This is a genomic window from Marinobacter adhaerens HP15 (genome assembly GCF_000166295.1).
In the GTDB taxonomy this organism is placed as follows: domain Bacteria; phylum Pseudomonadota; class Gammaproteobacteria; order Pseudomonadales; family Oleiphilaceae; genus Marinobacter; species Marinobacter adhaerens.
Genome location: NC_017506.1, coordinates 4,163,112 through 4,176,221 on the forward strand (window position 1 = coordinate 4,163,112; position 13,110 = coordinate 4,176,221).

Annotated in this window: 9 protein-coding genes; 7 read left to right on the top strand and 2 right to left on the bottom strand. The window is 59.5% G+C overall.

The window, feature by feature from the left end:
* The first annotated feature begins 13 nt into the window (after nucleotides 1-13).
* Nucleotides 14-1,813: a sodium-extruding oxaloacetate decarboxylase subunit alpha gene (oadA, locus tag HP15_RS19425; RefSeq protein ID WP_014579054.1), complete on the top strand. Its 1,800-nt coding sequence runs from the start codon at nucleotides 14-16 to the stop codon at nucleotides 1,811-1,813.
* 74 nt (nucleotides 1,814-1,887) lie between these two features.
* Here oadA and HP15_RS19430 read toward each other — a convergent pair whose 3' ends face one another.
* Nucleotides 1,888-3,057, bottom strand: a complete 1,170-nt coding sequence (locus HP15_RS19430; protein ID WP_014579055.1) for an acyl-CoA dehydrogenase — start codon at nucleotides 3,055-3,057, stop codon at nucleotides 1,888-1,890.
* A gap of 183 nt (nucleotides 3,058-3,240) precedes the next feature.
* On the opposite strand from HP15_RS19430, the gene HP15_RS19435 reads away from it, so the two are divergent.
* Entirely contained in the window at nucleotides 3,241-4,602 is a 1,362-nt protein-coding gene (locus tag HP15_RS19435) for a hypothetical protein (protein WP_041645921.1), read from the top strand.
* A gap of 22 nt (nucleotides 4,603-4,624) precedes the next feature.
* On the opposite strand, the gene HP15_RS19440 is transcribed toward HP15_RS19435, so the two are convergent.
* Entirely contained in the window at nucleotides 4,625-5,554 is a 930-nt protein-coding gene (locus tag HP15_RS19440; RefSeq protein WP_014579057.1) for a 2-hydroxyacid dehydrogenase, read from the bottom strand.
* A gap of 276 nt (nucleotides 5,555-5,830) precedes the next feature.
* Between HP15_RS19440 and HP15_RS19450 the strand changes: the two genes are divergently transcribed.
* The 5 genes from HP15_RS19450 to HP15_RS19470 all read left to right on the top strand — a co-directional run bounded on the left by HP15_RS19450 (nucleotide 5,831) and on the right by HP15_RS19470 (nucleotide 12,990).
* On the top strand, nucleotides 5,831-6,655 hold the full coding sequence (locus HP15_RS19450) for an IclR family transcriptional regulator (RefSeq protein ID WP_014579059.1): 825 nt from the start codon (nucleotides 5,831-5,833) through the stop codon (nucleotides 6,653-6,655).
* A gap of 287 nt (nucleotides 6,656-6,942) precedes the next feature.
* Nucleotides 6,943-9,036: a 3-hydroxyacyl-CoA dehydrogenase NAD-binding domain-containing protein gene (locus HP15_RS19455; RefSeq protein ID WP_041645923.1), complete on the top strand. Its 2,094-nt coding sequence runs from the start codon at nucleotides 6,943-6,945 to the stop codon at nucleotides 9,034-9,036.
* Nucleotides 9,037-9,200: 164 nt separating this feature from the next.
* Nucleotides 9,201-10,385, top strand: coding sequence for an acetyl-CoA C-acyltransferase (locus tag HP15_RS19460; protein ID WP_041645925.1), 1,185 nt, complete (start codon nucleotides 9,201-9,203; stop codon nucleotides 10,383-10,385).
* A gap of 72 nt (nucleotides 10,386-10,457) precedes the next feature.
* Nucleotides 10,458-11,564 (top strand): zinc-binding dehydrogenase, encoded by a 1,107-nt coding sequence (locus tag HP15_RS19465; RefSeq protein ID WP_014579063.1) that lies wholly within the window; start codon nucleotides 10,458-10,460, stop codon nucleotides 11,562-11,564.
* Between the two features lie 10 nt (nucleotides 11,565-11,574).
* Nucleotides 11,575-12,990, top strand: a complete 1,416-nt coding sequence (locus tag HP15_RS19470; protein ID WP_014579064.1) for an aldehyde dehydrogenase family protein — start codon at nucleotides 11,575-11,577, stop codon at nucleotides 12,988-12,990.
* The last annotated feature ends 120 nt before the right edge of the window (nucleotides 12,991-13,110 follow it).

The following is a 13,110-nucleotide window of genomic DNA, read 5'->3' on the forward strand; positions in this document are numbered from 1 at the left end:
CGGAGAGATCCCAATGACCAAGCGCAAGATTCATATTACCGACGTTATTCTCAGGGACGCCCACCAGTCTCTGATCGCCACCCGGATGCGCACGGAAGACATGCTTCCGGCCTGCGAGTGGCTAGACCAGGCCGGCTACTGGTCCCTGGAGTGCTGGGGGGGTGCCACGTTTGACGCCTGTGTGCGTTTCCTGAAGGAAGATCCCTGGGAGCGCCTGCGGACCCTGAGAAAGGCCCTGCCCAATACCCGCCTGCAGATGTTGCTGCGCGGCCAGAACCTGCTGGGCTATCGCCATTATGGCGATGACGTGGTTGAGGCATTCGTGGCCAAGGCTGCCGAAAATGGCATGGATGTGTTCCGCATTTTTGATGCCCTGAACGATGTGCGCAATCTCGAAACCAGCATCAAGGCGGTCAAGAAGGCTGGCAAGCATGCACAGGGCACCATCTGCTACACCGTGAGTCCGGTACATGGCACTGATGCCTACCTGGAGCAGGCCAAGGCCATGGCTGACATGGGTGCGGACAGTATCGCGATCAAGGACATGGCAGGGCTGCTCACGCCGGCGGTAACTGCTGAGCTGGTCGGTAAGTTGAAGCAGACCCTCAATCTGCCCGTTTTCCTGCACTCCCACGCCACCTCGGGCATGGCGCCCATGTGTCAGTGGGCGGCCATGGAAGCAGGCGTTGACCATATTGATACCGCGCTGTCGGCCTTTGCCGGCGGCACCAGCCATCCGCCCACGGAATCACTGGTGGCGGCGCTGCACGATGCCGGTCTGGAGACCGGGCTGAACCTGGAGCTGCTGGACAAGGCCACACGCCATTTCCGGGAAGTGCGCAAGAAGTATCACCAGTTCGAGAGCGCCTATAACGGTGTTGATACCTCGGTGCTCCTGTCCCAGGTGCCCGGTGGCATGATGTCCAATCTCGCCAACCAATTGAAGGAACAGGGCGCGCTGGATCGCATCCAGGACGTATTCGAGGAAATTCCGCGGGTTCGAAAGGATCTTGGTTACCCGCCGCTGGTAACACCCACCTCCCAGATCGTGGGTACCCAGGCGGTGATCAACGTGCTTGCCGGCAAGCGCTACGAGTCCATCACGAACGAGGTGAAGAAGTACCTCCAGGGCTGGTACGGCAAGGCGCCGGCTGCGGTTGATAAATCGCTTCAGCAGCGCGCCGTCGGCAAGGAGGATCTGATTGAAGAACGCCCCGCTAACCTGATCCCCCGTGAACTCGACGAGTTGCGCAAACAGGTGGGCGAACTGGCCACCAGCGAAGAGGATGTGCTCACGTACGCCATGTTCCCGGATCAGGCCAAAGCGTATCTTGAGCAGCGGCGTGACGGTACGCTGCAGCCGGAGCCCCTGGAGCCGATTCCCACCGGTTCGTCGGGCGGCTCGGTCTCCAGCAAATTCAAGATCACGGTTCATGGTGAGAGCTACGATATTCACGTCACCGGCGCCAATCCCTCCGGTGAGAATGAGCGTCGTTTCTACATGACCGTCGATGGGGTGCCGGAGGAAATCCACCTGGCTTCGCTGGGAGAAGACGGCGAGGGCGCGCGGTCCAGTGGTGGCCGGGCCACCGCCACCAAGGAAGGTCATGTAACCACAAGCATGCCCGGCAACATCGTGGATGTGCTGGTGAAGGAAGGTGACGAGGTTCAGGCCGGCGATCCGGTGCTGATCATCGAGGCCATGAAGATGGAAACCGAAGTAAAGGCGACCACGGCCGGAAAGGTTTCCGGCGTGTTTATTGCCAAGGGTGATCGTGTGGTGCCCGGAGAAGTTCTGGTCGAGATCGATTAGGTTCGCCAGAGCGTGATGCAGAACGGCCCCTCATCTTGAGGGGCCGTTTTCGTTTGGGGGTTAACCGGGCGAGATCAACTGAAAGCCTGAATGCCTGTCTGGCCTCGGCCCAGAATCAGGGCGTGGACATCGTGGGTGCCTTCATAGGTGTTCACGGCCTCCAGATTCATCACGTGACGGATCACATGGTACTCGTCGGCGATGCCGTTGCCACCGTGCATGTCCCGGGCAACCCGGGCGATATCCAGTGCCTTGCCACAGTTGTTGCGCTTGAGCAACGAGATGGCATCCGGCGTTACGGTGCCGGCATCCATCATGCGGCCCAGTTGCAGAACAGCCTGCAGGCCGATGGTGATCTCGGTCTGCATATCCACCAGCTTTTTCTGGATCAGCTGGTTGGCGGCCAGGGGCTTGCCAAACTGCTTGCGCTCCAGGGTGTAGTTGCGGGCCGCGTGCCAGCAGAATTCAGCGGCGCCCAGAGACCCCCAACTGATGCCGAAGCGGGCCTTGTTGAGGCAGCTGAACGGACCTTTCAGCCCTTCCACCTCAAGATGATTTTCGTCCGGAACGAACACCTCGTCCATAAAGATGGAGCCGGTTTCCGAGGCCCGCAGGGAAAACTTGCCCTGGATCTTCGGCGTTTCCAGGCCCGTGGCACCCTCACGCTCAATCACAAAACCGTTCACCTTGCCGTCCAGTTTGGCCCAGACCACGCAGACATCTGCAATCGGAGAGTTGGTGATCCAGGTTTTTGAACCGCTCAGCAGGTACCCGCCGTCGACCTTTTTGGCTCGGGTTTCCATGCCGCTGGGGTCGGACCCGTGATTGGGTTCGGTCAGACCAAAGCAGCCAACGTACTCGCCGGAGGCCAGCTTGGGCAGGATGCGTTTTTTCATCGCTTCCTTGCCGTAGGAATAGATCGGGTACATGACCAGGGAAGACTGAACGCTCAGGGCCGAGCGGTAGGCCGAGTCCACTCTCTCCACTTCCCGGGCAATCAGGCCGTAGCAGACATGGTTCAGCCCGGGCCCACCGTATTCTTCCGGTAGGGTCGCGCCCAGCATGCCGAGTTCACCCATCTGGTTGAAGATAGAGCGATCGAACTTTTCGTGCCGGTTGGCCTCGGTGATTCCGGGCATCAGTTGCTCGTCACAGAAGCTGCGGATGCTGTCTCGTACCTGACGCTCGGTTTCGTCCAGTTGGGCGTCGAAACCCAGCAGATCATTCCAGGGTGCGGAAGCCATTGTGTACTCTCCTGAAAGCGAATATCGAAGGCCCGACGCTAGGGGCGAGAGGCCAATCTGTGCTATCTTTGTGTCAACGGTGTTTCATTCAGCGAAACACAGTTTTGTAATTTGCTTCCGAAAGACTAATCCGGGTGTTATGGAAATGCAAGCAGTGTTCAAGGCTGACCAGGTGCCCCCGTGTTGAGTGGCATGCTCCAGTGGTTGGTGTCCCTGGCGGTGGTTACCGAGCTGGTGGCCATTTGCCTGGAGAGCCGCGAGCTCAGTGCTGTGGCGGGCGTTATGTTTGTCTCTGCCTTTCTGGCAGGGGCCGGTCGTCTGCAGGGGTACGCCCGGATGCTGCTGGTAATCGCCCTGCTGGTCCTCGGCGGTTTTGCATGGCGCGGATCTCTCGACGCCGGGCAGTTGCTGAAAGCGGCGTCTGACGCGGCCTTCTACTCTGCGTTTCTGGGTAGCCTGGGCATGATGCAGTGCCTTGTTCGCCGGTTCGAGGTATTGCGCCGGATTCACGATGTACTACTGGGTGGAAAGCCTATACTGCTTTATCCCAAGTACGCCCTGGTCAGTTGTGGCGTAGCCACGGTTCTGAGCTTTGGCATGATGAACCTGTTGTGCGGAAGCCTCTCTGAAACACTGCGTGAGCGCGGTATCAGCGGCGAGTCGCGCCTGCAGTGGTTACGGAGCGTTCTGATCAGTGCCCTCAGGGGCTTTGCCCTGGTGCCGCTGGTGGCGCCCACCAGTGTGGCGGTGGCGATTCTTACCCGCGAACTGCCGCAACTCAGCTGGTCACAGCTGCTGCCATTCGGTCTGGTTGCGGCGCTTCTGATGGTGCTGATTGGCTGGGTGCTGGAACAGCGGCGCTTCCGCAAGGTCAGCAGTGAGCGCATCGCCGTTGAAGGCTGGTTGCCGGGCACCGGGCGCCTGCTTGCGCTGATCCTGGTGGTATTCACGGTGATGGCGGGCCTGGTGGCGACGACCGGTTTCAAGGTGTCGGTGGCGGCCATGTTGTCGGTGCCCACCGTAACGCTGCTGTACATGCTCTCGCAGGAGCGGGCGCTAATGCCGGTTTTGAAGGAGGGTGCGGGCCAGGTATGGGCCATGCAGAATGAAATGGCCATTTTTGCCGCCTCTGCCATCCTGGGAGTTGCCCTGTCTGCGGTCATTCCGGCGGATGCGCTTGCTGGCCTTGTCGCCACTGGTGGCGGCGTGTTCCTGGTCGCCGTTGTGGGCATGCTGATGCTGCCCATGTTCTCCATGATCGGCATCATTCCCATCACGGTTCTGAGTGTCCAGGCGGGCTTGCTGCCCCAGCTGGTAGCGGAGGGGATGGATTTGCTGCCAGTCGCCGTGGCTCTGGTCATCGGCTTTTCCCTGGCCATGATGCTCTCGCCCTTTGGCCCCTCCGTCATGCTGCTGTCCCGGTTCGGGCAGATCTCCCGGTGGGTTGTGGCGTTTCGGTGGAACGGCCTGTTTGCGCTGATCGCGTTGCCTGTACTGCTGGTTCTTACGGCGCTGGTGGCCTGGCTGGCGCCGGCCCTGACCTGACCGACGCTGCACATGGCGTGGATCAGTAGCCCCGTTCGGTGTCCACGATTCCCGTAATGGCAAGGCCCTGGGCATGATCGCGTATCTTGCCGGTGATCTGCTCGATGGTGGCATCCCGCAGGGTTCGCGCAGAGATGTGCGGGGTAATGGTGATTTCTTTCCGCTGCCAGAACGGGTGTCCCTCCGGAAGGGGCTCTTTCCGGAATACATCCAGGGATGCGCGCAGCAAGGTACCGTCGTCCAGGGCCCGAAGCAGGTCGTCCTCGACCAGGTGTTCACCCCGGCCTACGTTGATTAGCACGGCGCCGGGTTGAAGCTGACTCAGTAGTTCATAGTCGATGATGTTCCGGGTGTTGTCGGTCAGGGGCAGGGTGTTGACCAGAACCCGGGTGGCTTTCAGAAAGTCACCGAGCTCGTCCGGACCGGCATAGGTGCTAACCCCTTCCAGGCTATGCTCTCCGCGGGCCCAGCCGCTCACCCGATAGTCCAGATTGGCCAGCGTGCTAGCAACCCGCTTGCCGATATGGCCCAGTCCCATGACACCCACCGGCCACTCGCTGCGTTTGATAGGCCGATGGATTTTCCAGACCCCCTGACGCTGTTGCTCACGGTAGGTTTCCATCTCGCGGCTGGCTTCCAGCAGTTGATGCAGCACGTATTCTGCCATCTGCACAGACATGCCCGCGTCTTCCAGACGCACAACCGTCAGTGCCTCAGGCAGGTTGGCAACCTTGAGCAGTCCGTCAATGCCCGCCCCCAGATTGAATACGGCCTTCAGATGCTTTTCCCGCTCGAACAGGGCCTCGGGTGGCTGCCACACGATGGCGTAATCCGCATCAACAGCGGGCCCTTCCGGATCCCAGACGTAAACCTTGGCTTCCGGCAGCAGTTCCTTGATGGGCACTGTCCAGCGCTCGGGTTTCGGGTCGCCTGCCACAAAAAGAATCTTCATTTTGCCTCCGGGGGTCGTCACAGGGTTCGATGGCTGCTAGTTTGTTTTGCAATGCAGAACAGTAAATCGGATAAATTCGGAAAAGTCGGTACACAATACCGCCTTGCGATTCCAAATTTGAAACATAAGTAATAAGTGTTTCATATTTGGTACGGATTTTGAAAAGACTTTCTGGTACTTGATTTCTGCAGCGATTAAAATGATGAATTCTTGATTATTCACCATATTAATACACCGGTTACCGGAGCGGGCGACGCGGTTGGAGGACGTCCCATTATGGCAGGAAAAAAGCAGATCTCACCCGAACTGAAAGTGGCATCCACTGACGGTGAGCCCGTGAAGCCGGAGAAAGACCGCAAGTTCGTCGAGGCCCTGTCCCGCGGCCTGGACGTGCTCCGCGCCTTCAGCCAGGGGCCTGTCATCCTGGGAAATCAGGACATCGCCCGCATCACCGGGCTGCCGAAGCCGACCGTGTCGCGCATGACCTACACCCTTACCAAGCTGGGTTACCTCAGCTACAACACCCAGCTGGAAAAGTATCAGTTGAGTTCCGGGGTGCTTGCACTGGGTTATGCCTACGTGTCCAACCTCAAGGTTCGCCAACTGGCCAAGCCCTACATGGACGAGTTTGCTCGCCAGACCAACATGTCGGTCGGCCTTACCTGCCGTGACAGGTTGCACATGATCTATGTGGAAAACCGCCTGCCACCGGAAGCCTCCCTGCTGCGCATGGACATCGGCCTGAAGCTCCCCATGGCCACCACCTCTGCCGGCCGCGCCTACTACTGTGCCATCAGCGACAAGGCCCGCCTGGTGATCGACGACGCCATGGCCGCCAAATTCGGAGATGACTGGCCCGAGAAAAAGGCCGGCCTGGACCAGGCCATGAAGGATTACAAGGAACACGGCTTCTGCCTGTCCATCGGCGAGTGGGACCGCAATATCAACTCCGCCGGCGTGCCCATACACCTGCAGGACGGCACCATCATGGCCCTGACCTGTGCCGCGCCGTCCTACCTGGTGCCGGCCGAAAAGCTTCGCGGTTCCATTGCCCACCAGCTGGCCATGCTGGCAGGCGATATAGAATCTTTGGGTGTTTGATAACAGCCGTGAAGTAACGAAGGGAGGTGGCGAGTAGGCCCTACAGAAACCGTGCGGAGCCATGGATGGCGGAGCCGAGCGTACAAGGATGTATTCACAGCGTGTTTCTGTAGGGCCTACTCGCCACCTCCCGACAAACTCCAAACCAAGAAACCGCAGAAGAACCCCTGCGGTTTTTTTGTGCCTGTAGTTTAATGGGTGGTTGAAACCACAAACGAACTTGTATTAAATCGTACGCATGTTTCGCTAGTTAAAACCATATTTCAGAACGAATGCGAGGAGAAATCATGTCTGAGGTCGTTAGCTATAACCGGGAAGGCAACATCGGCGTTATTACCGTGAACTACCCGCCGGTAAACGCCCTCGGCCAGGCTGTTCGTTCCGGTCTGCTCGCGGCCCTGGAGCAGGGCCAGAAAGATACAGAGGCCAGGGCGCTCCTGCTGGTTTGTGAAGGACGCACCTTTATTGCCGGTGCCGACATCCGTGAATTCGGTAAACCCATGCAGGAGCCCACGCTGCCGACACTGGTCAACACTTTTGAAAACAGCGACAAGCCGCTGGTTGCCGCGATCCATGGCACCGCCTTGGGTGGTGGCCTGGAAACCGCTTTGAGCTGTCACTACCGGGTTGCGATCAGCAGCGCCAAGGTAGGCCTGCCTGAAGTGAAGTTAGGCCTTCTGCCGGGTGCTGGCGGCACCCAGCGGCTGCCGCGCCTGACCGGCGCCCGCAAAGCCCTGGAAATGATCACCACCGGTGAATTTGTCGGCGCCAAGGATGCCCTGGCACTGGGCATTCTCGATGCCGTCGAAGAAGGCGACGATATCCGCGCAGTGGGCATGGCCTATGCGCAGAAAGTAGTCGACGAAGGCAAGCCGGTACGTCGTGTTCGGGATATCACCGACAAAATCGAGGCGGACAAGGGCAGCGATGTCTTTGACCAGTTCCGTGACGAGCTGAAGAAACGGGCCCGGGGTCTTTTCTCCCCGTTCAAGTGTGTCGACGCTGTGGAAGCGGCGTTCAATCTGCCTTTTGACGAAGGCATGAAGCGCGAGCGGGAACTGTTCATGGAATGCATGGAATCGCCCCAGCGCGCCGGTCTGATCCATTCGTTCTTTGGGGAGCGTGAAGTCTCCAAGGTCAAGGGACTGTCCAAGGATACGCCGGTTCGTGACGTGAAGAGCGTTGGCATAATTGGTGCCGGCACCATGGGTGGCGGTATTGCCATGAACTTCGTCAACGTGGGTATTCCGGTCACCATCGTCGAGGTCAAACAGGAGGCCCTCGACAAGGGCCTGGCTATCATTCGTCGCAACTATGAGAACTCCGCGAAGAAGGGCAAATTGACCCAGGAGCAGGTGGAACAGCGGATGGCGCTGATCACCCCGAGCCTGACCTACGACGATTTCCGGGACGTTGACCTGGTCATCGAGGCGGTGTTCGAGAACATGGCCATCAAGAAAGAAATCTTTGCCAAGCTCGATGAGGTCTGCAAGCCGGGTGCGATTCTGGCGTCCAATACCTCAACCCTGGATATCGACGAGATTGCGTCTGCCACCAAGCGACCGGAAGACGTGGTGGGCATGCACTTCTTCAGCCCGGCCAATGTGATGAAGCTTCTGGAGAACGTGCGTGGCAGCAAGACCTCCGACGAGGTCAAAGCCACGGTGATGGCGGTTGCCAAGAAGATCAAGAAAGTCGGTGTCATGGTTGGCAACTGCTACGGCTTTGTCGGCAACCGGATGCTCCACAAGCGCGGCACCGAGGCTATGTCCCTGGTGGACGAGGGCGCCACCCCGCAGCAGGTCGACAAGGTGCTGACCGATCTCGGTTTCCCCATGGGCCAGTTCGCGATGTCCGATCTGGCCGGGATTGATGTGGGTTACCGGATTCGCGAAGAGCGCCGCAAGGCTGGCGAAGACATTCCCGCCAGCTGGATGGATAAGCTTGCCGAACAGGGCCGCCTTGGTCAGAAGACCCAGGCAGGTGTATACAAGTATGAGGAAGGCAGCCGCAAGCCGATTCCCGACCCGGAAGTGGAGCAGCTGATCGAGCAGTTCCGCAAGGAACAGGGGATTACGCCCCGGGAGATTACCAATCAGGAAATCCTCGAGCGCTGCGTGTATGTGATGATCAATGAGGGCGCGAAGATCCTGGAGGAAGGCATCGCCGATCGTCCTCTGGATATCGACATTGTCTGGATCTACGGCTATGGCTTCCCGGCCTATCGCGGTGGCCCCATGTTCTGGGCCGATCAGGAAGGTCTGGATACGATTCTTTCAGCGGTTAAGAAGTACCAGGATACCGTTGGTGGCGAGCAGTGGGAGCCGGCGGCTCTGCTCGAGAAGCTGGTTGCTGAAGGCCGTAAGTTCGCTGACCTGTAACTTGGCGGGCGGGTCGCAGGGCGGGGTGTCTTTTCCTTTGGGAAAAGCAACTCGCTTTGCTCAGACATCTTTTCCCGGCGGAAAAGACACCCCGCCCCACGACCGGCTTAGCTGAGTGTTTAGGCCAACCCGACCTACATGTTTCAAAAATTGAGGGCATTGTTATGTCTGATGCAGTAATCGTCTCCACCGCGCGCACCGGCCTTGCGAAATCCTACCGGGGCTCTTTGAACAACACGCACAGCGTGGATATGGCAGGTCACGTTATCAAGCATGCTGTTGAGCGCGCAGGTATTGATCCGTCTATTGTTGAGGATGTGATCATGGGCGCGGCCTACCAGGAGGGCGCCCAGGGCCGGAATATTGCCCGTCTGGCGGCCATCCGCGCCGGTCTTCCGGTGACCACTGCCGGGTTCTCCATCAACCGGTTCTGCAGCTCGGGGTTGCAGTCCATTGCCCTGGCGGCACAGCGGGTGGTGTCCGAGAAAGTACCCGCCATGGTGGCCGGGGGCGTTGAGTCCATTTCCCTGGTGCAGAACGAGAAGATCAACAGCTTCCACGCCACCAACGAGTGGCTGATGAAGAACAAGCCCGAGCTGTACCTTTCGATGATTGAGACGGCGGATATTGTCGCCAAGCGCTACAACGTCAGCCGTGAAGCCCAGGATGAGTATTCGCTGATTTCCCAGCAGCGCACGGCGGCGGCCCAGCAGGCTGGCAAGTTTGACGATGAGATCGTGCCGTTCGATGCCACCATGCTGGTCAAGGACAAGGAAACCGGTGAGGTCAGTGAAAAGCAGGTGACCCTGAAAGGTGACGAGTGTAATCGCCCGAATACGACCCTTGAGGGCCTGGCGGGTCTGGAGCCGGTGCGTGGTCCGGAGCAGTTCATCACGGCGGGCAACGCCAGCCAGCTGTCGGACGGCGCCTCCGTGTGCACGGTGATGAACAGTACCTATGCCGAGAAGCACAACATTGAACCCATGGGTATTTTCCGTGGCTTCGCTGTGGCGGGTTGTGAGCCGGATGAGATGGGCATCGGCCCGGTGTATGCGATTCCGCGCTTGCTTGAGCGCAATGGTCTGACCATGGATGACATTGATCTGTGGGAACTGAACGAAGCCTTCGCGTCGCAGGTGATTTACTGTCGTGACCGCCTGGGCATTCCCATGGAGAAGCTGAATGTAAACGGCGGCTCAATTTCCATCGGCCACCCCTTTGGTGTTACCGGCGCCCGCCAGACAGGCCACGCCCTGATCGAAGGCAAGCGCCGTGGGGCGAAATACGTGGTGATCACCATGTGCATCGGCGGTGGCCAGGGTGCTGCTGGCCTGTTCGAGGTGGCTTGAAGCCGGCCTGTATGAGATCGGGGTCAGAAGAATGCTTTCTTCTGACCCCTTGTTGACCAAAAGGGGAAATGCATGGACAGACAAGCAAAAGCCGTCGTCTGCCGGGAATGGGGGCAGCCTGTTCAGGTGGAAACCATCACGGTAGAAGGCCCCAAGCGGGATGAAATCACCATCAAGATCGCGGCCTGCGGTGTTTGCCACAGCGATCTGTCCGCCACCACGGGTAAGATTCCCTACCCGCCTCCCCTTGTATTGGGGCACGAAGCCGCCGGCGTGGTTGTCGAAGTCGGTGAGGGCGTCACGGCCTTCAAGGAAGGCGACCATGTGGTGAGTACCTTCATATCCATGTGCGGCAAATGCAGCCAGTGTGTTCGTGGCCGCCCGGTGCTCTGTGAGAACGCCCGCAAGGCCATGTTCAACCTGCCGGATGGCACGGTCAGAACCAAAGGCGCGGACGGCGAGCCCCTGAACGTCTTCGGCGCCTGCGGCGTGATGGCCGAGTTCGCCACCATGCACGTCGACAACTGCGTAAAAGTGGATGAAACCGTGCCGATGCAGAACGCCGCCCTGGTGGGTTGCGCTGTGATGACCGGTGTCGGCGCTGTCTTCAATACGGCAAAGCTGGAGCCCGGCTCCCGAGCCGCCGTGTTTGGCATCGGTGGCGTTGGCCTCAACGCCATCCAGGGCTGTGTGACCGCCGGCGCCGAGATGGTCGTGGCGGTGGACAGCAACCCCGCCAAGCTGGCGATGGCGAAAGAGTTTGGTGCCACCCACACCGTGAATATCAACGAGGTAGAGGACGCCGCCAAGGCTGTGAAGAAAATGACCGGCGGCGTTGACTACGCCTTCGAATGCGTCGGTGCCGGGCCGGTGGTGGAACAGGCCTACAAGAGTCTGGGCCGTGGCGGTACCGCCGTGGTCGTGGGTGTGGCAGACCCGAAGGACAAGACCTCGCTGACCACCCTCACCCTGCCGGCGGACGAGCGAACCTTGAAAGGCAGCTGGCTGGGTTCGGCAAGGCCGCAGCATGATTTCCCCAGGATCCTGGGTCTTTACAAGGCTGGTAAACTCAAGCTGGATGAACTGGTTACCCGGACCTACCCCATAGAAGAAGCCGCACAGGCGTTCGATGATATGGTGGCAGGCAAGAACGCCCGTGGCGTTATCGTATTTGAATGAAGGGGGAAGCATGAACGAGCTGAACAGGAACTACATCAACGGCCAATGGGTTAGCTGGGCCGGTGACATGATCGACGTTCACGAAGCTGGCACCGGTGACGTGATTGCCCGCGTTCCCGCCGCCGGCGCGGATGAGATGGAACAGGCCATTGCTGCCGCCGATGCGGCGTTTGAAAGCTGGTCGGAAAGCACCCTGGAAGAACGGATCAAGGTGCTGGAACAGCTGCACGCGGGCCTGAAAGAGCGCGCGCCGGAAATCGCCGAGACCGTCTGCCGGGAAGTGGGCATGCCCATCAAACTGGCCACGCCGATCCAGGCTGGTATGCCGGCAGCCGTGACCAAGAGCTACCTGAAACTGCTGCCCGACTTCCCGTTCACCGAACAGTCCGGCAACTCCGAGGTGCAATATGCGCCGGTCGGTGTGGTTGGTTGCATTACCCCCTGGAACTACCCGCTGCACCAGGTGATCCTGAAAATCGTTCCGGCGATTGCGGCCGGTTGCACCGTGGTGCTCAAGCCTTCGGAGATCGCTCCCCAGACGGCGTTTATCCTTGCCGAGATCCTCGATGGCACCGACCTGCCCAAGGGCGTGTTCAACATGGTGTGCGGCTATGGTCATACCGTGGGTGATACCCTGATCAAGCATCCGGATGTGCGCATGGTGTCCTTCACCGGCTCCACCCGCACCGGCAACCTGATTGCCCACGCCGCAGCCGATGACTTCAAACGCTTCGCCCTGGAGATGGGCGGCAAATCCGCCTCCGTGATCCTCCCGGACGCCGACCTGGCGGCTGCCGTTAAAGGTACCATCAACAACTGCCTGCTGAACTCCGGCCAGACCTGCACCGCGCTCACCCGCATGTTGGTTCCGGCCGACAAGCACGACGAGGCCTGTGAACTGGCCGCCGCTGCCGTGGCTAAAATGACCCCGGGTAATCCGCTGGAAGAAACCACACGGTTGGGCCCGCTGTCGTCTGCCCAGCAGCGTGACAAGGTGATCGACTACATCAAACTGGGTGTCCAGGAAGGCGCCAAGCTCATCGCCGGTGGGCCGGAAGCGCCCGAGGGATGCGAGAAAGGTTACTTCGTCAAGGCGACCGTCTTCGGCAACGTAAAACCGGACAGCCGCATCGCCCAGGAGGAAATTTTCGGGCCGGTGCTGTGCGTGATCCCATACAACGACGAAGCCGAAGCGGTGAAAATCGCCAACGGCACCCAGTACGGGCTATCCGGTGCAGTCTGGTCCGGCGACGACGCCAAGGCCAAGAAAATTGCCAGCAAGCTGCGCACTGGCCAGGTATTCGTGAACGGTGGTGCGTTTAACCCGATGGCACCGTTTGGCGGCTTCGGCCATTCCGGTATCGGCCGCGAATTTGGCAAGTGGGGACTGGAGGAGTTTCTGGAAGTTCGCTCGCTTCAGCTGTAAACGCTAATTGCCTGGCCTGCTGAGATGCGGGCTGGGCCCGAGGTGGGGTACCTTTTCTTCTGGGAAAAACAACTCGCTGCGCTCAGACATTTTTTCCCGCCAGAAAAGGTACCCCACCCC